Origin of the sequence: Pseudomonas juntendi, from assembly GCF_021560075.1 — a bacterium.
Taxonomy (GTDB): Bacteria; Pseudomonadota; Gammaproteobacteria; order Pseudomonadales; family Pseudomonadaceae; genus Aquipseudomonas; species Aquipseudomonas juntendi.
This window is the reverse complement of the sequence record NZ_CP091088.1, coordinates 2,130,904-2,150,361: the sequence shown is the minus strand read 5'-3', so window position 1 is coordinate 2,150,361 and position 19,458 is coordinate 2,130,904. Positions and strand designations below refer to the sequence as shown.

General features: G+C 63.6%; 16 protein-coding genes. 8 read left to right on the top strand and 8 right to left on the bottom strand.

Going from position 1 to position 19,458, the window contains the following annotated elements; genetic code table 11:
* The first annotated feature begins 1 nt into the window (after position 1).
* Positions 2–3,709 (top strand): methionine synthase, encoded by a 3,708-nt coding sequence (gene metH / locus L1P09_RS09930; protein ID WP_235768765.1) that lies wholly within the window; start codon positions 2–4, stop codon positions 3,707–3,709.
* Between the two features lie 160 nt (positions 3,710–3,869).
* Positions 3,870–4,088, top strand: a complete 219-nt coding sequence (locus L1P09_RS09925; RefSeq protein ID WP_009685910.1) for a DUF2970 domain-containing protein — start codon at positions 3,870–3,872, stop codon at positions 4,086–4,088.
* Positions 4,089–4,365: 277 nt separating this feature from the next.
* Here the strand turns inward: L1P09_RS09925 and L1P09_RS09920 are convergent, their stop codons facing one another.
* Positions 4,366–5,442 (bottom strand): ABC transporter substrate-binding protein, encoded by a 1,077-nt coding sequence (locus tag L1P09_RS09920; RefSeq protein ID WP_235768764.1) that lies wholly within the window; start codon positions 5,440–5,442, stop codon positions 4,366–4,368.
* 214 nt (positions 5,443–5,656) lie between these two features.
* Between L1P09_RS09920 and L1P09_RS09915 the strand changes: the two genes are divergently transcribed.
* The 4 genes from L1P09_RS09915 (at position 5,657) to L1P09_RS09900 (ending at position 10,097) form a co-directional block, all read left to right on the top strand.
* The gene (locus tag L1P09_RS09915) at positions 5,657–7,309 is read left to right on the top strand and encodes a nitrite/sulfite reductase (RefSeq protein ID WP_054904132.1); all 1,653 of its coding nucleotides are present in this window, start codon (positions 5,657–5,659) and stop codon (positions 7,307–7,309) included.
* On the top strand, positions 7,293–7,787 hold the full coding sequence (locus tag L1P09_RS09910; RefSeq protein WP_009685913.1) for a DUF934 domain-containing protein: 495 nt from the start codon (positions 7,293–7,295) through the stop codon (positions 7,785–7,787). Before L1P09_RS09915 ends, L1P09_RS09910 begins: the two co-directional genes overlap by 17 nt.
* A 261-nt stretch (positions 7,788–8,048) precedes the next feature.
* Entirely contained in the window at positions 8,049–8,852 is an 804-nt protein-coding gene (gene dkgB, locus L1P09_RS09905) for a 2,5-didehydrogluconate reductase DkgB (protein ID WP_009685914.1), read from the top strand.
* 96 nt (positions 8,853–8,948) lie between these two features.
* Complete coding sequence (locus L1P09_RS09900; protein ID WP_235768763.1) at positions 8,949–10,097, top strand: M14 family metallopeptidase; 1,149 nt, start codon at positions 8,949–8,951, stop codon at positions 10,095–10,097.
* 21 nt (positions 10,098–10,118) lie between these two features.
* Here the strand turns inward: L1P09_RS09900 and L1P09_RS09895 are convergent, their stop codons facing one another.
* The 7 genes from L1P09_RS09895 to L1P09_RS09865 all read right to left on the bottom strand — a co-directional run bounded on the left by L1P09_RS09895 (position 10,119) and on the right by L1P09_RS09865 (position 16,456).
* Positions 10,119–11,090 carry a Csu type fimbrial protein gene (locus L1P09_RS09895; RefSeq protein ID WP_192439906.1) on the bottom strand — a complete coding sequence of 324 codons (972 nt, stop codon included), beginning with the start codon at positions 11,088–11,090 and terminating at the stop codon, positions 10,119–10,121.
* The gene (locus L1P09_RS09890; protein WP_390898626.1) at positions 11,087–13,381 is read right to left on the bottom strand and encodes a fimbria/pilus outer membrane usher protein; all 2,295 of its coding nucleotides are present in this window, start codon (positions 13,379–13,381) and stop codon (positions 11,087–11,089) included. The genes L1P09_RS09895 and L1P09_RS09890 overlap by 4 nt, the downstream gene beginning before the upstream one ends.
* Positions 13,382–13,489: 108 nt before the next feature.
* Entirely contained in the window at positions 13,490–14,266 is a 777-nt protein-coding gene (locus L1P09_RS09885; RefSeq protein ID WP_054904136.1) for a fimbrial biogenesis chaperone, read from the bottom strand.
* Between the two features lie 39 nt (positions 14,267–14,305).
* Positions 14,306–14,809 carry a Csu type fimbrial protein gene (locus L1P09_RS09880; RefSeq protein WP_054904137.1) on the bottom strand — a complete coding sequence of 168 codons (504 nt, stop codon included), beginning with the start codon at positions 14,807–14,809 and terminating at the stop codon, positions 14,306–14,308.
* 3 nt (positions 14,810–14,812) lie between these two features.
* Positions 14,813–15,343 (bottom strand): Csu type fimbrial protein, encoded by a 531-nt coding sequence (locus tag L1P09_RS09875; RefSeq protein WP_009685920.1) that lies wholly within the window; start codon positions 15,341–15,343, stop codon positions 14,813–14,815.
* An 18-nt stretch (positions 15,344–15,361) separates the two neighbouring features.
* On the bottom strand, positions 15,362–15,898 hold the full coding sequence (locus tag L1P09_RS09870) for a Csu type fimbrial protein (protein ID WP_192439905.1): 537 nt from the start codon (positions 15,896–15,898) through the stop codon (positions 15,362–15,364).
* A gap of 30 nt (positions 15,899–15,928) precedes the next feature.
* On the bottom strand, positions 15,929–16,456 hold the full coding sequence (locus tag L1P09_RS09865) for a Csu type fimbrial protein (protein WP_054904139.1): 528 nt from the start codon (positions 16,454–16,456) through the stop codon (positions 15,929–15,931).
* Between the two features lie 267 nt (positions 16,457–16,723).
* Here L1P09_RS09865 and L1P09_RS09860 point away from each other — a divergent pair, with 267 nt between their 5' ends.
* Together L1P09_RS09860 and L1P09_RS09855 are read left to right on the top strand one after the other, a co-directional pair.
* Positions 16,724–18,982 (top strand): ATP-binding protein, encoded by a 2,259-nt coding sequence (locus L1P09_RS09860; RefSeq protein ID WP_054904140.1) that lies wholly within the window; start codon positions 16,724–16,726, stop codon positions 18,980–18,982.
* Between the two features lie 6 nt (positions 18,983–18,988).
* On the top strand, positions 18,989–19,450 hold the full coding sequence (locus L1P09_RS09855; RefSeq protein WP_009685925.1) for a response regulator: 462 nt from the start codon (positions 18,989–18,991) through the stop codon (positions 19,448–19,450).
* Positions 19,451–19,458 lie beyond the last annotated feature (8 nt).

The window sequence follows — 19,458 nt, the reverse complement described above, 5'->3', positions numbered from 1 at the left end:
TATGTCCGACCGCAGCGCTCGTCTCCAAGCACTCCAGAACGCCCTCAAAGAGCGCATCCTGATCCTCGACGGCGGCATGGGCACTATGATCCAAAGCTACCGGCTCGAGGAACACGACTATCGTGGCACGCGTTTCGCCGATTGGCCAAGCGATGTCAAGGGTAACAACGATTTGTTGCTGCTCAGCCGCCCAGACGTGATCGCTGCCATCGAGAAAGCCTACCTGGATGCGGGCGCGGATATTCTCGAAACCAACACCTTCAATGCCACCCAAATCTCCCAGGCCGACTACGGCATGGAATCGCTGGTGTACGAGCTGAACGTCGAAGGTGCGCGCATTGCCCGCCAGGTGGCCGATGCCAAGACGCTGGAAACCCCCGACAAGCCGCGCTTCGTTGCTGGCGTGCTCGGCCCTACCAGCCGCACCTGCTCGATTTCACCGGACGTCAACGACCCTGGCTACCGCAACGTCACCTTCGACGAGCTGGTGGTGAACTATGTGGAGGCCACCCGTGGCCTGATCGAAGGCGGCGCCGACCTGATCCTGATCGAGACCATCTTCGACACTCTCAACGCCAAGGCGGCGATCTTCGCCGTGCAACAGGTGTTCGAGGAAGACAGCATCGAACTGCCGATCATGATCTCCGGCACCATTACCGATGCCTCCGGGCGCACCCTGTCGGGCCAGACCACCGAAGCGTTCTGGAACTCGGTACGCCACGCCAAGCCGATTTCCGTGGGCCTGAACTGCGCCCTGGGCGCCAAGGACTTGCGCCCGTACCTGGAAGAACTGTCGACCAAGGCCGACACCCATGTCTCGGCACACCCCAACGCCGGCCTGCCCAACGCCTTCGGTGAATACGACGAAAGCCCTGCCGAAATGGCCGCGGTGGTCGAGGAGTTCGCCGCCAGCGGGTTCCTCAACATCATCGGCGGTTGCTGCGGTACCACCCCGGGCCACATCCAGGCGATTGCCGAAGCGGTCGCCAAATACCCGCCGCGCGAGATTCCGGAAATCGCCAAGGCCTGCCGCCTGTCGGGCCTGGAGCCGTTCACCATCGACCGCCAGTCGCTGTTCGTGAACGTTGGCGAGCGTACCAACATCACCGGCTCCGCCAAGTTCGCCCGGCTTATCCGTGAAGAGAACTACACCGAAGCCCTGGAAGTCGCCCTGCAGCAGGTCGAAGCCGGCGCCCAGGTGATCGACATCAACATGGACGAAGGGATGCTCGACTCCCAGGCCGCCATGGTCCGCTTCCTCAACCTGATCGCTGGCGAACCGGACATCTCGCGCGTGCCGATCATGATCGACTCGTCGAAGTGGGAAGTGATCGAGGCGGGCCTGAAGTGCATCCAGGGCAAGGGCATCGTCAACTCCATTTCCATGAAAGAAGGCGTGGAGCAGTTCAAGCACCATGCCCGCCTGTGCAAGCGCTACGGCGCCGCCGTGGTGGTCATGGCCTTCGACGAAGTGGGCCAGGCCGACACGGCTGCGCGCAAGAAGGAAATCTGCCAGCGCAGTTACGACATCCTGGTCAACGAAGTGGGCTTCCCGCCGGAAGACATCATCTTCGACCCGAATATCTTCGCCGTCGCCACCGGTATCGAAGAGCACAACAACTACGCCGTCGATTTCATCGAGGCCTGTGCCTACATTCGCGACCACCTGCCGCATGCGCTGAGCTCGGGCGGTGTGTCCAACGTGTCGTTCTCGTTCCGTGGCAACAACCCGGTGCGTGAGGCGATCCACTCGGTGTTCCTCTACCACGCGATCCAGAACGGCCTGACCATGGGTATCGTCAACGCCGGCCAGCTGGAAATCTACGACGAAATTCCCGCTGCGCTGCGCGAAAAGGTCGAGGACGTGGTGCTCAACCGCACCCCGCACGGCACCGACGCCCTGCTGGCAATCGCCGAAGACTACCGCGGCGGCGGCGCCACCAAAGAAGTGGAAAACGAAGAGTGGCGCTCGCTGCCGGTGGAAAAACGCCTGGAGCACGCGCTGGTCAAGGGCATTACCGCATTCATCGTCGAGGACACCGAAGCCTGCCGCCAGCAGTGCGCACGCCCGATCGAAGTGATCGAAGGCCCGCTGATGAACGGCATGAACGTGGTCGGGGACCTGTTCGGCGCGGGCAAGATGTTCCTGCCCCAGGTGGTCAAGTCGGCCCGGGTGATGAAGCAGGCAGTGGCGCACCTGATCCCCTTCATCGAGGCCGAGAAAGGTGACAAGCCCGAAGCCAAAGGCAAGATCCTGATGGCCACGGTGAAAGGCGACGTGCACGACATCGGCAAGAACATCGTTGGCGTTGTGCTGGGCTGCAACGGTTACGATATCGTCGACCTTGGCGTGATGGTGCCGGCCGAGAAAATTCTGCAAACCGCTCGCGACGAAAAGTGCGACATCATCGGCCTCTCCGGCCTGATCACGCCGTCGCTGGACGAGATGGTCCACGTTGCCCGCGAAATGCAGCGCCAGGGCTTCACGCTGCCGCTGATGATCGGGGGCGCCACGACGTCCAAGGCGCATACCGCCGTCAAGATCGAACCGAAGTACAGCAACGATGCCGTGGTCTACGTCACCGACGCCTCGCGCGCGGTTGGCGTGGCTACCCAGCTGCTGTCCAGGGAGCTCAAGCCAGGTTTCATCGAGCGGACCCGCCAGGAGTACGTGGAAGTACGCGAACGCACCGCCAACCGCAGTGCCCGTACCGAGCGCCTGAGCTACGCCCAGGCCATCGCCGCCAAGCCGCAATACGATTGGGCCGGCTACCAGCCAGCGGTACCCTCCTTCACCGGCGTGAAGGTGCTGGAAGACATCGATCTGCGCACCTTGGCCGAATACATCGACTGGACACCGTTCTTCATTTCCTGGGACCTGGCCGGCAAGTTCCCGCGCATCCTCACCGACGAGGTGGTCGGCGAAGCGGCCACGGCGCTGTACAACGATGCCCGCGAAATGCTCGACAAGCTGATCGACGAAAAGCTGATCAGTGCCCGGGCGGTGTTCGGCTTCTGGCCGGCCAACCAGGTCGCCGATGACGATATCGAAGTCTACGGTGCAGATGGCCAGACCCTGGCCACCCTGCACCACCTGCGCCAGCAAACCATCAAGCCGGACGGCAAGGCCAACTGGTCGCTGGCCGACTTCGTCGCGCCCAAAGGCAGCGGCGTGACCGATTACGTGGGGGGCTTCATCACCACGGCCGGCATTGGTGCCGAGGAAGTGGCCAAGGCGTATCAGGACAAAGGCGACGACTACAGCTCGATCATGGTCAAGGTCCTGGCCGACCGCCTGGCCGAAGCCTGTGCCGAATGGCTGCACGAACAGGTGCGCAAGGAACACTGGGGTTATGCCCGCGACGAGCAACTGGACAACGAAGCGCTGATCAAGGAGCAGTACCGCGGCATCCGCCCGGCACCGGGCTACCCGGCCTGCCCGGACCATACCGAAAAAGAGACCCTGTTCCGCCTGCTCGATGGCACGGCCATTGGCGAAACCGGGCCAAGCGGCGTGTTCCTCACCGAGCACTTCGCGATGTTCCCGGCCGCGGCGGTCAGTGGCTGGTACTTCGCCCACCCGCATGCGCAGTACTTTGCCGTGGGCAAGGTCGACAAGGACCAGATCGAGTGTTACAGCGCGCGTAAAGGCCAGGATGTCAGCGTCAGCGAGCGCTGGCTGGCCCCTAACCTGGGTTACGACAGCTGAGTCTGCCGGGGCCGCCTTGCGGCCCTTCGCGACACCCGGTTGCGGCTGCCCGGGCCCGGTTGCTTCGGCAGGCGCGGGCTCGGGTCGCGAACGGGTTGCACGGTAGCGGCAAACCCCACCTACACTGTCCCTGATTGCCTCTGATTATTCAGGAGCCACCATGGACGATTCCAGCCAAGGCAAACCGCCGACCTTCTGGCAGATGCTGCACAGCATCCTCGCCGCCGCCTTCGGCGTGCAAAGCGGCAAGAACCGCGCCCGCGACTTCACCCATGGCAAGGCAAGCCATTTCATCGTCATGGGCACACTGTTCACCTTGGTGTTCATTGCCGTGCTGATTGGCCTGGTGCAACTGGCGCTACACCTTACCGCGCGTTAATCACGGGGCCGCAAAGCACAACGCCTGCGCAATGGCTGCCGCAGGCGCCGTGGCTGCATCACGGTCGGAAGGTTCAAGTCACTGGTGGCTGACCCAGTACACGGCGGTGACGACCACCAGCACGATCAGGCAGAGGATCGCCCAGGCATCGACACTGCTGTCAGCTTTGCGGACCTTGGTTGAGTTTCCCATTGCATTGCCTCTTGTAGTGGTTATGGGAATGCACTTCACAACCAGCAGTTAAGACGAGCAATGCCCTTCTCTCAAGCAGGGTCTTTCAATATTCGACCGGCGACGTCAAAAACGGGTATTGGTAACTGGCAGGCCGCCCTTCGGCGCTGTAGCGCTGAAAATCCACGCCATAGTCGTCCCGCTCCAGCAGTTTCAGCCAACGCCTGGCCTTGGCCTGGTCAATCACCTGCATGACCGGCGCGGTGTGTACACGCAAGCCATCACGGTTCAGCGCCAGCCCCTGGGCATCATCGTGCAGCATCACCATGGCCCAGCCACCGAGGGTGAAATGCCCACCCAACAGCACGCTCAGGCGGCCGTCGATGCGCGCACGCAGCGCCTCGGGCGAGCTGTTCACAGCACCGAACAGCACGTCACGCCCCGGCGTATGGCCGGCTTCCTGGAAAGCTTGCATGGCGCCGAAGGCCATTTCGTCATTGGCCGACCACACCAGGCCGATGTTCGGGTAACGCTGCAGCAGCAGCTGCGCCTGCTCGTAGGCCCGCTGTCGGCTCCAGCCGCCATACACCACCTGACGCAGGCGCACCTGGGGGAAATCGGCCAGCGCCCTGCGCATACCCTGCTCGCGCATTTGCGAGGCCGGCGTGGTCTTGACGCCGACAAACGCCAGCAACTCTACCGGGCCATGGCCACGTGGCAATCGCGCGACCATCTGATGCAACATCTCGAAACCCGCCTGTTCGTCATTGCTGGTCAGTGTGCCCAGTGGCGCGGCGAACTTGTCGGGCTGGGCCAGGATGCTGCGCTCCTGACTGGCCGTGAGGCCATTATTCACCAGCAGCAGCTTCACCCCCGTGCCGCGCGAAAGGCGCAGGATTTCCGGCGCCACGTATTGCTCGTTGACCACTATCAGGTAATCGGGCCGCTGCGGCGCGGTGAGTATCGCCCTTGCCTGGGTCAACGCCTGGTCGGCACTGCGCTCGGTGTATTGCACGCGCAGGGTCATGCCCAGCTCCTGGGCGGCGGCCTGCATGAACCGGCTGTAGCTGTTCCAGAACGTCTCACTGGACAGCCCCGGGTTGAGGAACACCACCGAAGCCGGTTGTGCGCTCGCCGCCAGCGGCAAGGCAAGACAAATGCTTTGGCACAACGCCTTCAACATGGGCTGGCATCCCTGTAACGCAAACCGCGGATTATACCCGCCGCGCCGGTATACTGGGCACAAATGGCAGTCAGTCTCACATAGTCCATTTGGTTCTTTTCATATGCAAAAACATCACTTTAGCGCATAAACGCAACCTGCTATCGTTCCCCGGCTCCGTACCGGAGTGCGCGGCCGTGCGCGCGAATAGCTGCATGCCTGAGACAGGACTTTTATGTACGTATACGACGAGTACGATCAGCGGATCATCGAGGACCGCGTCAAGCAGTTCCGTGATCAGACCCGCCGCTACCTGGCCGGTGAGCTGAGCGAAGAAGAATTCCGCCCTCTGCGCCTGCAGAACGGCCTATACATCCAACGTTTCGCGCCGATGCTGCGTGTCGCCGTGCCGTACGGCCAGCTGAACGCCACCCAGGTTCGCACCCTGGCCAAGATCGCCCGCGACTACGACAAGGGCTACGCCCACATTTCCACCCGGCAGAACGTGCAGTACAACTGGCCGGCGCTGGAAGATGTTCCAGACATCCTTGCCGAGCTGGCCAAAGTGCAGATGCACGCGATCCAGACCAGCGGCAACTGCCTGCGCAACACCACCACCGACCAGTTCGCCGGGGTTGCCGCAGACGAGGTCATCGACCCACGGCCATGGTGCGAAATTGTGCGCCAGTGGACCACCTTCCACCCGGAATTCGCCTTCCTGCCGCGCAAGTTCAAAATTGCCATCAATGGCTCGCAGGAAGACCGTGCCGCCATCGAAGTGCACGATATCGGCCTGGAGCCGGTGCGCAATGCGGCCGGTGAGCTGGGCTTCCGCGTATTGGTAGGCGGCGGCCTGGGGCGTACCCCGGTGGTCGGCTCGTTCATCAACGAATTCCTGCCGTGGCAAGACCTGATCAGCTACCTCGACGCCATCCTGCGCGTGTACAACCGTTACGGTCGCCGTGACAACAAGTACAAGGCGCGGATCAAGATCCTGGTCAAGGCACTGACCCCGGAAGTGTTCGCCGAAAAGGTCGAGGCCGAAATGGTCCACCTGCGTGGCGGCAGCACTACCCTGACCGAAGCCGAAGTGCAGCGGGTATCGCGCCACTTCGTCGACCCCGAATACCTGGCCCTGGACAACGTCGACTTCGCCGCCCAGGACGCCGAGTACCCTGGCTTCGCCCGCTGGCGCTCGCGCAACACCCGCGCTCACAAGCGGCCGGGTTACGTGGCCGTTACCCTGTCGCTCAAACCCACCGGCGTGGCCCCGGGTGACCTGACCGACAAGCAGCTGGACGCCGTGGCCGACCTGGCCGAGCGCTACAGCTTCGGCTTCCTGCGTACTTCGCACGAGCAGAACATCATCCTGCCCGATGTCGAGCAGCGCCAACTGCACGCGCTGTGGCTGGAATTACGCGAAAGCGGCTTCGCCACTCCGAACATCGGCCTGCTGACCGACATCATCTGCTGCCCGGGCGGTGATTACTGCTCGCTGGCCAATGCCAAGTCGATCCCGATTGCCGAGTCCATCCAGCGCCGCTTCGACGACCTGGACTACCTGTTCGACATCGGCGAAATCGACCTGAACATTTCCGGCTGCATGAACGCCTGCGGCCACCACCACGTGGGCCACATCGGCATCCTCGGCGTGGACAAGAAAGGTGAGGAGTTCTACCAGGTGTCGCTGGGCGGCAACGCTGCACGCGGCGCAAGCCTGGGCAAGATCCTCGGCCCGTCCTTCGCCCAGGATGACATGGCCGATGTGATCGAAAAGCTGATCGCGGTGTACGTCGAGCAACGTACCGAGGAAGAGCGTTTCATCGACACCTACCAGCGTATCGGTATCGACCCCTTCAAGGAACGCGTCTATGCAGCGAATCATTAAGAACAATCAGATCGTCGACGAAACCTGGCACCTGCTGCCCAAGGAAACGTCTTTCGACGAGCTGACCAACTGCGACGACTACATCGTTCCGCTGCAGATGTGGCGTGACCATGCCCATGTGCTCAAGGCCCGCGACGGCGGCCTTGGCGTGTGGCTGGACAGCGACCAGGAAGCCGAAGAAATCGGTGAAGACGTGCAGTACTTCCAGGTCATCGCCTTGAACTTCCCCGCCTTCACCGACGGGCGCAGCTACTCCAACGCGCGCCTGCTGCGTGACCGCTACGGCTTCAAGGGCGAGCTGCGTGCCATTGGTGACGTACTGCGCGACCAGTTGTTCTACATGGCCCGTTGCGGTTTCGATGCATTCGCCATCCGTGCCGACAAGGACCCGGAAGACGCATTGCAGGGCCTCAAGGACTTCTCGGTGACCTACCAGGCCGCTACCGACGAGCCGCTGCCGCTGTTCCGTCGCCGCTGATTGCCACCTGCAACACCACGGCCCGCCGCAATGGCGGGCCGTTTCATTTGTACCCGCCGGTACCGCTCAACCCTGCCCCAGCTTCCTCCCAGCCCACCCACGCCTGCGCCCTTTTTTGCCTGGGGATCAAATGTCCTTGGTCGAACCCCGCCTTAATCAAACCGCATCAAACTTGCACACTGCTCCACACTCAAACAACGGACGGGGCTGCCCCCCCTGGCTGAATTCCAGCCCCTTCCCTCACCTAGCAGGAGCCACCTCATGAGCATTCCATCTTTTGGTCTCGGTACTTTTCGCCTCACAGGCCAGACGGTCATCGACTCGGTCAAGGCCGCCCTCAAGCTGGGCTACCGGGCCATCGACACCGCGCAGGTCTACAAGAACGAAGCAGAGGTCGGCCAGGCCATCGCCGAGAGCGGTGTACCACGCGGTGAGTTGTTCATTACCACCAAGATCTGGGTCGACAACTATGCCCATGACAAGCTGCAAGACAGCTTGAAGGAAAGCCTGAAAAAACTGCGCACCGACTACGTGGACCTGTTGCTGATCCACTGGCCAGCCCCGGGCAACGGCGTTGACCTGCCCGCCTACATGGCCGCCTTGGCCGAGGTCAAGAAAGCGGGCCTGACCCGCCAGATCGGGGTGTCGAACTTCAATATCGCGTTGACCGAGCAAGCCATCGAGGTGGTGGGCAAAGGCGAAATCGCCACCAACCAGATCGAGCTCAGCCCGTACTTGCAGAACAGCAAGCTGGCTGCCTACCTCGAGGCGCAAGGCATCACTGTCACGTCCTACATGACCTTGGCCTACGGCAAGGTGCTGAAGGACCCGGTGCTGACCGAGATCGCCACCAAGCACAAGGCCACCGTGGCCCAGGTTGCCCTGGCCTGGGCACTGCAACTGGGCTACGCGGTGATCCCCTCGTCGACCAAGCGCGAGAACCTGGCCAGCAACCTGTTGGCCCGTAGCCTGAAGCTGGATGACCAGGACATGGCACGCATCGCCACGCTGGAACGCAATGGCCGTGAAGTCAGCCCGCCGGGCCTTGCCCCTGATTGGGACTGAGACACTCTGCAGGGGGGGCATGGGACCGAGCGCCACTTTGCACGGCCAAGCCGTGTACAGTACGCCTACAACAATGCCCACAAAGGAGCCCGGCCCATGAGCGTAACGCTGTCCCCCCTGCACATCGACTGCGATTTCGATTCTGGCAATATCCAGGTACTGGATGCCAGCAACCCGGCGCAGGTGCGCCTGGCCATCCGCCCGGACACCCACAGCGACCATTACCAGTGGTTCCACTTCAGGGTCAGCGGGCTGACGCCGGGCCAGGTCCACCGCTTCAGCCTCGACAACGCCTCTGGCGCTTCGTACAAGCATGCCTGGAGCGGCTACAACGCCGTTGCCAGTTACGACCAGCAACGCTGGTTCCGGGTGCCCAGCCAGTTCGATGGCAGCGCGCTTTCGTTCGAACTCAAGGCTGAGCAGCCGCAGGTCTGGTTCGCCTACTTCGAACCTTACCCGCGCGCTCGCCACAACCAGTTGATCGAGCGGGCCCGGCAACTGCCCGGTGTCGAATTGCTGGCCAGCGGCCGCAGCGTGCAAGGCCGGGGCATTCCCCTGCTACGGGCGGGTGATGGTGCCGAGGGCAAGCGCAAGCTATGGCTGATCGCCCAGCAACACCCCGGCGAGCACATGGCCGAATGGTTCATGGAGGGCGTGATAGACCGCCTGCAGGCTAACGACACGGTGATCCAGCAACTGCTGGGCAAAGCCGATCTGTACCTGATCCCCAACATGAACCCCGACGGCGCCTTCCTTGGCCATTTGCGCACCAACTTCAAAGGCAAGGACCTCAACCGTGCCTGGCAGGACGCCAGTGTCGAACTCACCCCGGAAGTGTTCTTCGCCCAGGCGCAGATGAAGCAATATGGTGTGGACGCCTTCATCGACGTGCACGGTGATGAAGAAATCCCCCATGTATTCACGGCGGCGTGCGAGGGCAACCCAGGCTACACACCCCGGCTGGCAAAGCTTGAGGCGCAGTTCCGCAGCACCCTGTGCAGCCTTACCCGCGACTTCCAGACGGTACATGGCTACACCCGCGACGAGCCTGGCCAGGCGAACACCACCCTGGCCTGCAATGCGGTGGGCATGGCGTACGACTGCCTGTCGCTGACCCTGGAAATGCCATTCAAGGACCATGATGATGCGCCCAACGCCGCCACCGGCTGGTCGGGCACGCGCTCCAAGGCACTGGCCGGCGCCGTGCTGGAGACGCTGGCAGACATGCTTGGCGACTTGCGCTGACCCCGCAGCTGGCGCACGCCTTCAAAACTGCACATCCAGGATCACACTGTCGGTATAGCTGGCCACGGGCGGCGTGGCCTGGTCGGTGTAGACCTTGGCGTTGTAGTTGAACACTTGGCTGCCGGTGCCGGTACCGGCACCGGGGTTCACATCCGCATCAGTGCTCGCGCGGCGTGCCGCACCAACCGCGCCCCACCGCACCGTACCGGCACCCTTGAAAATGTCGTATGCCAGGTAATTGCTGAGGGTAGATTTCATGCGCCGCCTGCCATTGGCCACGTTCTGCCCGTCGTCCAGGCCAACCGTGTAGTTGCTGCCCTTGGTGCAGGACACACTCAGGCTCTGGCTGACCGTGGCGAACCCTGCCACCACCGGGGCACTGCCGAAGTTGATGTTGGGCGTGGTGATCTGGCAATCGTTGGTCACTGTCAGGCTCACGGTCAGGGTCTTGCTGCCTGAACCGATGTCGCGCCCAAGGCAGGCGCCGAGCAAGCCAATGCCCGAACAGTAGTCCCAGCTCCAGGCAATGGTCAGGGTTTCCTGGTACAGGCCAGCGGCAACATTGCTGCCCACCTGGGTGCGCATGTACAGCGGCACCGATTTGGGGGTGGTGCCGCCGAGCAAACCCAACAGGTCGAGAATGCCGGTACGGGCGAAGTCATAGGCCACGCCGCGGGCAATCGGGTAATTGGTGGTGTTGTCGCCGTACACCGTGTAAGGAATCACATCCCCCGTCGGGCCTACCAGGCCGCTGCTGGGCGACGTGATAGTGAGATAGAAATGGTCGCTGTTGCTCAGCACGCTCAGCAGCGACCCTGTGCACTGCAACCCCGAGTTCAGGGTCGAGGCGTTCTGTGCCGTGGTGCGCACCTGCGTGGAATTGAGGCTGCCGAACGCGGCCGGCAGGGTCGCCACCGATGAGCACAACCCCCAGGCGGCCCCCATCGGCAACCACAGCAAGCTTGCCAGCAGGCCCCGCTGCCAGGCCGTCATCGGCACACCAACGGCCCAAGCAATGGGATCGAACCTTGCGCTTCGGGGAAGTCGAACTCGACCTGGCAGCGCCCGCCCCCCTCCAGCGCGACCTGCAGGCGGTTGCGTGGCGACAGGTTCTCCAGGTACACCAGCCCGTCCCAACCGACCACAGCCTGGCTGCCCGATTGCTCGTGGGTCACCCGGCTGGCCAGCTTCAGCGGCTGCTGGCTGGCATCAACCAGCTCGATGCTCGCCGCCAGTACCCGTTTCAGCGGGAACTCCAGCAGGTAGCCACTGCCGCGGCGCACGGCCACACGCTGCTCCACATTCGGCGCCAGCACATCGGGCGGCAGGTCCATGGGGTCGATCTCGTACTTGCCGCGGTAGTAACCACTGCTGTACGGCACCAGCAGGTGGCCGCCGGCGTCGGTACGGCCGACCTCCTGGTTTTCATAGCGCACCGGTACATCGGCATAGCCGTCGGTACTGACCACGACGAAAGCGTCGTCGATCCGGTTGGCGGCGAACAGCCCATCCATCCATACCAGCGAACCACTGGCATCGGCCCAGCGGGTCGTTGCGCCGCTGCTGCCATATACGCCGGCCTGTAGCTGTACCGACTGCAAGCGCCAGGTCACATCGGCCTGGCGATAGGCATCGCGGTCGCTACCCTGGGCATAGCCGAGGTTATAGCCCACGCCGCTGCCTACCGGCACGGCGCGCCCGTAATTGACCCGCTGCAGGGTTTCACCGGTGTTGCTGCGTTCCAGGCCTAGCGCCAGCGTGCCATGGGTGTCGAACGGAATCACCAGTTGCGCCTGCACGGCCCACTGCCCGCCAGCGATTTCGCGGTTGGCCGACAGGTACACACTGCTGCTGCCTGACAACGGCCTGCTGTAGCTCAGGTTGATCAGCCGGGTACGCGTGCCGTCTGCAGCGCGCACGTCAAAGTAGCCGGCACCGACATTGCCGTACCTGTCAAGGTTGAGGCTGAGGCTGACCTGCTCGCTGCGTGTGCTTGCCTGTATGTCCGGGGTGTCGACCCGGCTCAGGTCGGCATAGTCGGCACGCCGTTGCAGGCGCTGGTAGCTGAAACCGAAGCGCTGGCTGTTGTATTGGTAACCCAGCGCGACCTGCTGCCCCTGATCGCCGTCGAAACGGCTCTGCGCGAGCGCGGCATTGAGCACACCGAAGTTGCCCAGCCGCAGGTTGCCACCCAGGCCACCCAGCATCAGCGAGGCAGCGGTTTCAAGGTGGGTTTCCACGGTGAACGTGTCGCTTACCCCATGGCGCAGGCTGGCGCTGGCCGCCCCCGCGCCGTAGGCAAAGTCCCGCACACCGTAGTCACGCCTCAGGCTCCCGGCCGCTATCGAATAGTCTGACAGGCCTTTTTGCAACAGGCTGCTGGTGACGTAGAACGGCAAGGTGGTGGAAACCTGCCGGCCCAGGGCGTCGGTGGTGACCACCACCGCTTCGCCGGCACCGTTGATGAACGGCACGTTGGTCAGCGTGTAGGGGCCTGGCTGCAATTCGTTGGAACTGGCCTTGTAGCCGTTGATGAACAGGTCGAGCGAGGTCGGTACCGCGGCTTCGCCGGCAAAGGCCGGCAAGGGGTAAGTGACCAGGTCCGGCCGCGCGGCGAAGTCGCGCGACAGTTGCACGCCGCCCACCCGTACCGAACGGGTCCAGGGCAGTGCCCCGGTAACGAAATCGCCGGCCTCGTAGGTCAACAGGCGCTGCTCGTCGGTGAAGCGCCAGGTGGTGTCGTAGCGCAGAAAGCCCCGCCTTGCCGCGTCGGCCTGCGCGCCATTGAACGATTGGCGCCATTGCCCGGTGCTGGCGAAGGTGCCCCAGCCGTCGAACACGCGCAGTTCGTTCCAGGCCGCCAGGTAGGTGCCGCCGTCATCGGTGTCGTTCAGGTACAGGTCGTAGTTGAACAACGCGCCGAAGCTGCTCCGCGCATCGCTGGGCGGGTACAGGTTACGATCGCCGACCTGTTGCTCGGGCAACCAGGCCGGCGGCACTTGCAGCAACAGCCGCAGGTTCCGGCTGTCGTAATCGGCGTGCAGCCCGCTCACCGCGTCGAGGGCGACCTCGCCCTGCGGGTCGCCGGGCAGTGTCACACCTGCCGCGCGCAACACGGCGCTGTCCAGGTACAACTGGCCGGCCCGCTGCTGCACCGGCACCAGCTCAGCCTTGGGCATGCGGTTCACCATCAGGTCGAGGAACAGCGTGGCGTCGGCGATGGCGGACAGCTCCGTGGGCGGCGGCGGCAGGTCGTCGGCCAGCGCCAGCGCTGGGCCAAGCACAGCCAACTGCAGGCACCCGCGGCGCAAACTCAGCGCTAGCCATTTCACACACGGTATCCAACCATTGCCGGGTCCTCCTTGGCCCCTGCGCTGCATTCTGGTGCTGGTTCACTGCCCCTGGGGTAGGGTGCCGGCCGTGGCCTGGCCGTTGACCCGGCCTTGCAGCACACTGCCTGTATTGAGCGCCACGGGTGCCGGCCAACGCATACTCGCACCCGGCAACACATAGCCCAGCAAACCTTCGGCCAGCGCCTTGCGCTGGCCGCCCTGCTGCAGCACCACGTCGGTCAGCCGTGCATGCACCGGGCCGGTATTGCGCAGTTCCACATAAGGCTTGCCCTGCACCGTGACAGGCCGCCAGCTCAACTGGGGCTTGCCCACGCTGGCGGCGGTGCGCCCGCCCTCGGGGTCCGCCTTGCCCCACAGCCCTTCGCCGTAGACGAACAGCGGTACGGAATAGCGCATCTGCAGCCGAATGGCGGCCGTGGTGCCGGGGCCGGCCTTGTCGAGCGGGATGGCCGGCGGAATTTCGTCGATGATGATGCGATAGGCCTTTTCCTGGCCGGCAGGTGAAGGGCCGGTGCGGGTCAGGCGGATCAATTGCTTCTGTCCAGGGGGAATATTGGCCACTGGGGGGCTGCCGATGATCTCGCGCTGGGCCTGGAACTGCTCCTGGTAACGCCCTTGGTGCCAGGCAAACACCCGCACCTGCAAGTTGGCAGCCTCGGTACCGCGGTTCTCCAGCCACAGTGCGCCGGCCTTCTGATCGGCCTCCAGCACCGGGTCGATCGGCCAGATCAACACCGAGGTGGCTGCACCAGCCGGCAGGCTTGCCAGCCACCACAACCCGATCAGCCCTCGCGCCCACTTCGCGCCTACTGCCATCAAGCTCTCCTTAGCACTGGTCATTGGCGCCGCTGGCGTTCACCAGGTCACCATCACTTGCACAACGTCGGTATAAGTCCCTGCCGGCAGCTTGCCGGTCAGCTGAACCCGCCCATACACCGGCAGCTTGATCGCCGTGGCGTCGCTGTAGCTCACGGTGGCGCTCTGCCCTACACCCAACGGCTGGCTGTAGGCGGCATCCCGGTACAACTGGTAGGCCAGGACCTGGCTGCCGCTGGTGTTCTTCAGATAGCGCGTGCCGCTGGTACTGTTCTGGCCACCGCCCAGGCTCATGCTCACTGCCACACCCGGGGTGCACTGGAAGGTCACCGTGGTGCCGCCCAGCGAGGTACTGAGCACGCTGGTGGACAACGCCGACTGGGTGCCATAGTTCAGCACCCCATACTGGCTGACACCGCCCACCACCAGGCAACCGGCAGCGACCTGCGCCGCGACCGTGAAGGTGCTGGTAGTGGCCGCATCCAGTGGCGCCGCCAGTAGCGCACCAAGGCCAGCCAGGCCCACCGTCAGCCAATGGCGCATGGCTCAGAACGACAACTCGACGGCGACCGTGTCGGTGTACACCCCAGCCGGCAACCCGGCCTTGCCACGCGCCTGGCCGTACAGGTTGACGGTTTGCGCCACACCGGTACTGGTTGGCAGGGTGATGGTGCCATCGATGGCCAACACGGTGGTGCGCCCGGAGTCGGTATAGAAGTCGTAGGGCACGAAATTCCCCGCGCCATCAGCCAGTGCACGGGTGCCGCCGGTCGATTGACCATCATGCGACCCTGCACGCACGCGAATCGCCGGCACCGTGCCCGCCGAGCACAGAATGCTCAGCGCGCCACCGCTACCCAGCACCTGTGCGTTGGCCGTGGTGAACAAGGCATCCTGGGTGCCGAAATCCAGCGAGCCGAAGTTCAACCCCGAGGTGCCTGAACTACCATTCACCTGGCAGGCCGCCGTCAAGGTCAGCGTCGAGTTGATGGTCCCGGTCACCGTGGCGGCCTGGGCCTGCGTGGCCAGGGCCAAACCCAGGCCGGCGAGGATGCAGCATGAAAGGTTCGTTCGCATCGGAGTCTCCTTGCGTGGTTACCAGTCCAGGGTCACCCGGAGGGTGTCGCGGTACAGCCCGGCTGGCAGCGCACGCGGTTGCGCCACCACCACGCCGTAGATGGGGATCGGTATCTGTTGCGTGCTGCTGATGACGAAGGCCCGTGCCTGGCCGATGCCGTAACGGCTGTTACCGCCCGGGTCCACTGCCAGCTGATAGGGAATCAGGTGGCTGCCGTTGCTGAGGCGACGAATGCCGTCGTCACCATGCATGCCACCATTGATGCGCACGTTGAATGCACGCACTTCGGGGGTGCAACTGATTTGCAGGCTGCCCTCGCCGCCCGCTTCATCCACCCGGCTACGCAGCGGCTGGTCCCAGTTCGGGCCCCGCTCGCCGAAGTCCAGCAAGCCCGGGTTGGCCAGGGTCGCCGGTTGCGCTTCGTTACTGCTGATCTGGCAGGCGGCGCTGATCACCAGCCGCGCCTGAATGAAGCCAGTGGCGCTGCCATGCGCTGCACCGCCTGGCACCAGTAAAGGCCCCAGGGTCAACAGCAGGATCGAGGTGCGGTTCATGGCTGCGCGTCCTTGTGCATGGCAGCATCCTCACCAAGTGACCGTGACTTTCAACAGGTCGGCGTACAGGCCGGCTTTCGGCACCCAGGCCAGCGTGTCGATTCGCGCATACAGCGGCAATTCGGCCGAGCCGCTATCGGGCACCCGGGCCGCCTGCGCAACGTTCACTGGCAGTGGCTCGCGCCAGGCCGCGTCGCGATAGAGCCGATAAGGAATAGGCCGGCCCGGGGCGTCGTCGCTGGCCAGGAAACGCACATCGCCAGTGCCGCCGTGCTGGCCGCCGTCGACCTGTACTTGATAAGGCGTGTCGGGGTTGCATTCAAGGCGCGGCGGGCGCTGGCTCAGCAACACCCCGGCCAGCGGTGCCGACGGGCCATCCAGCCGCGGCGCAGCACCCAGGTCGATTCGCCCAGCAGCCTGCGCGCCCGCGTCGCGGGCCTGGGTGACCAGCATGCAGCCGCGCTGCACCAGCACCCGCACCTCCACCAGGAAGTCTGCCGCTGCGCCAGCGTTGCTCAGTAACAGGCCAAACAACCCGGCCAGTAAGCGCTCCTTCACCTTGTTGTCCTTATCGCTCTATGCTCAGTTGAGCCTAGCAGCGAGGCACGGCGCCAAAAGCTGCAACCGACCGTTTTTTGGTATTAGCAACAAAGCGATAGCGTTCGATGAAAAAAAACCTGCAAGGGGCAGAACCCATCGTGATTCACAGACCTCAAATGGCCAGAAGCCGGCGAATGGGCCGATATTCTGATAAGGTGTACCTCCATCATCCTGCCTCAAACTCGTGCGGCAAGCATGGACCGACAAGACAGGAGCTTTCAATTGATGACTGCAGATAGCACGCTCGCCCAAGCCGTGGAGCGTTGCGCTCAGGAACCGATCCAGGTGCCCGGCAGCGTCCAGCCCCACGGTTTCCTGCTGGTCGTCGACGAAGCCGACTTGCGGGTACTCCAGGCCAGTGAAAACCTCGAACAGTGGCTGGGCAAGCCGGCCAGGGAGCTTATCGGTTGCCATTTCGCCGAGCTGGTCAGTGGCGGGTTCGACTTGCGCATGCACCTTTCGCGGTTACCCGAAGACGAAGTATTCCCCTTTCACATTGGTGATGTGCACCTGTGCGAAGGGGCACCGCACACCGCCGCCTTGCACCTGCTGGCCCACCGTCACGATCAGGTGCTGATCGCCGAATTCGAACCACCGCGGCTGCCGTCCGACCTCACCGGGCAAGGCGATTACTACCCGCTGGTGCGCAACTTCGTCAGCACCCTGCACCTGGCCGGCAGCCTTGAAGAGCTGCTGCAGCAAACGGTGGCTCAACTCAAGCGCATCACCGGTTTTGGCCGGGTCAAGGCTTACCGCTTCGATGCAGAAGGCAATGGCCAGGTTCTGGCAGAGGTCGCCGACCCGGGCTACCCCAGCTACCTGGGGTTGTGCTTTCCGGCCTCGGACATCCCGCGCCAGGCGCGCGAACTGTACCGGGTCAACCGTATCCGCGTGATCGAGGACGCCAACTATCAGCCTTCGCCGCTGCTGCCGGCAGCCAACCCGCGTACCGGCAAGGCGCTGGACATGAGCTTTGCGACACTGCGCAGCGTTTCACCGGTGCACCTGCAATACATGCGCAACATGGGTACCCTGGCGTCGATGTCCCTGTCGATCATGGCCGATGGCGAGTTGTGGGGGCTGATCTCTTGCCACCATCAGCAACCCAGGCCTGTAGATTTGCGTACGCGCACCGCCTGCGAGCTACTGGCCAGCGTGCTGTCGTTGCAGGTCGAATCCCGCGAGTCACATGCCAGCACCAGCAAGGTACTGGAGCTGCGCCAGCACATTGTCCGCATGATTTCGTCCATGGCCGACCATGACAGCGTCAGCGATGGCCTGCGCGAGGTGCCCGAAGTCCTGTTGGCCTTTGCCGACGCCCAGGGCGCCGCGGTGATCTCGGCAGAACGCTGCGACCTGTTCGGCCAGACGCCACCCACCGCCCAGGTCACGGCGCTGGTGCACTGGCTGAGCCAGCGTGGCGACGAACATGTATTTTGCACCGACAACGTGCGCCGCGATATCGACGAGTTGCCCGAGCTGGCAGACCATGCCGGTGGCGTTCTGGCCGTCGCGATTTCGCAGATCCATTCGCACTACCTGCTGTGGTTCCGCCCCGAACAGGTACGCACGGTGAATTGGGCAGGCCAGCCGACCAAGCAGGTGGGGCCGCAGGGCAACCTCGACCCGCGGCACAGTTTCGAGCGCTGGCAGGAGCGACTGCATGGCTACTGCGCACCTTGGGAGCCACTGGTGGTCGAGGGCGTGCAGGAGCTGCGCACCGCAGTGCTTGGCATTGTGCTGCGCAAGGCCGAGGAGTTGGCACAGTTGGCCGGTGAACTGCGCCGTTCCAACAAGGAACTCGAGGCGTTTTCGTACAGCGTTTCCCACGACCTGCGCGCGCCGCTGCGGCACATTGCCGGCTATACCGAGCTGCTCGGCGAAATCGAGGGCGCAGGGTTGAGCGAGCGTGGCCAGCGCTTCCTGCAACACATCGGTGAAGCCGCCAATTTCGCCGGCAGCCTGGTGGACAACCTGCTCAACTTCTCGCAAATGGGCCGCTCTGCCCTGCGCATGTCCGATGTCGACCTGAACGCCCTGGTCGTGGCTATCCGCAGCGAACTGGCACCCGATTACCAAGGCCGCGAGATCATCTGGGACATTGCGCCACTGCCGAAGGTGATCGGGGACCCGGCATTCATCAACCTGGCATTGCACAACCTGATCGCCAATGCCATCAAGTACACCCGCGGTCGTGAGCCCGCGCGCATTTCGATCAGCGCCGAGCAACACCCGGATGAAACCGAAATCTGTATCCGCGATAACGGCGTGGGCTTCGACATGGCCTACGCCAACAAGCTTTTCGGGGTATTCCAGCGCCTGCACCGTATGGAAGAGTTCGAAGGCACAGGGATTGGCCTGGCAAGCGTGCGCCGTATCATCGAGCGCCATGATGGCCGTGTCTGGGCCGAGGGCCAGATCGACCATGGCGCCAGTTTCCACTTTTCTCTACCGCGCCAACCCGCGACTACCCGAGGCACTTGAACAATCATGCTCAAACCCATCCTGCTGGTCGAAGACAATCCACGAGACCTGGAGCTGACGCTTTTGGCTCTGGAGCGTAGCCAGTTGGCCAACGAGGTCATCGTCCTGCGCGACGGTGCCGAGGCGCTGGACTACCTGTTGCGCCGCAACGCCTATGCCGATCGTGATGACGGCAACCCTGCTGTAATGCTGCTGGACCTGAAGCTACCCAAAGTCGACGGCCTGGAGGTGCTCAAGGAAGTGCGCGCCACTGCCGAGCTACGTAGCATCCCCACGGTCATGCTGACCTCGTCCCGCGAAGAGCCCGACCTGCTGCGCGCCTACGAGCTAGGGGTGAACGCGTATGTGGTCAAACCCGTGGAATTCAAGGAATTCGTCGCCGCCATTTCCGACCTGGGAATCTTCTGGGCCGTACTGAATGAACCACCACCTGGCTCGCTGCGGCTGAACCGTCGCGGTAGCAATTGAGGCCGCCG

Excerpts from the sequence above, each read along its gene's own strand:
- L1P09_RS09860 (WP_054904140.1), top strand. The coding sequence starts at position 16,724 with ATGACTGCAGATAGCACGCTCGCCCAAGCCGTGGAGCGTTGCGCTCAG.
- L1P09_RS09900 (WP_235768763.1), top strand. The coding sequence starts at position 8,949 with ATGAGCGTAACGCTGTCCCCCCTGCACATCGACTGCGATTTCGATTCT.
- L1P09_RS09880 (WP_054904137.1), bottom strand. The coding sequence starts at position 14,809 with ATGCGCCATTGGCTGACGGTGGGCCTGGCTGGCCTTGGTGCGCTACTG.
- L1P09_RS09855 (WP_009685925.1), top strand. The coding sequence starts at position 18,989 with ATGCTCAAACCCATCCTGCTGGTCGAAGACAATCCACGAGACCTGGAG.
- L1P09_RS09910 (WP_009685913.1), top strand. The coding sequence starts at position 7,293 with ATGCAGCGAATCATTAAGAACAATCAGATCGTCGACGAAACCTGGCAC.
- L1P09_RS09875 (WP_009685920.1), bottom strand. The coding sequence starts at position 15,343 with ATGCGAACGAACCTTTCATGCTGCATCCTCGCCGGCCTGGGTTTGGCC.
- L1P09_RS09885 (WP_054904136.1), bottom strand. The coding sequence starts at position 14,266 with ATGGCAGTAGGCGCGAAGTGGGCGCGAGGGCTGATCGGGTTGTGGTGG.
- dkgB (WP_009685914.1), top strand. The coding sequence starts at position 8,049 with ATGAGCATTCCATCTTTTGGTCTCGGTACTTTTCGCCTCACAGGCCAG.
- L1P09_RS09870 (WP_192439905.1), bottom strand. The coding sequence starts at position 15,898 with ATGAACCGCACCTCGATCCTGCTGTTGACCCTGGGGCCTTTACTGGTG.
- L1P09_RS09925 (WP_009685910.1), top strand. The coding sequence starts at position 3,870 with ATGGACGATTCCAGCCAAGGCAAACCGCCGACCTTCTGGCAGATGCTG.
- metH (WP_235768765.1), top strand. The coding sequence starts at position 2 with ATGTCCGACCGCAGCGCTCGTCTCCAAGCACTCCAGAACGCCCTCAAA.
- L1P09_RS09895 (WP_192439906.1), bottom strand. The coding sequence starts at position 11,090 with ATGACGGCCTGGCAGCGGGGCCTGCTGGCAAGCTTGCTGTGGTTGCCG.
- L1P09_RS09920 (WP_235768764.1), bottom strand. The coding sequence starts at position 5,442 with ATGTTGAAGGCGTTGTGCCAAAGCATTTGTCTTGCCTTGCCGCTGGCG.
- L1P09_RS09915 (WP_054904132.1), top strand. The coding sequence starts at position 5,657 with ATGTACGTATACGACGAGTACGATCAGCGGATCATCGAGGACCGCGTC.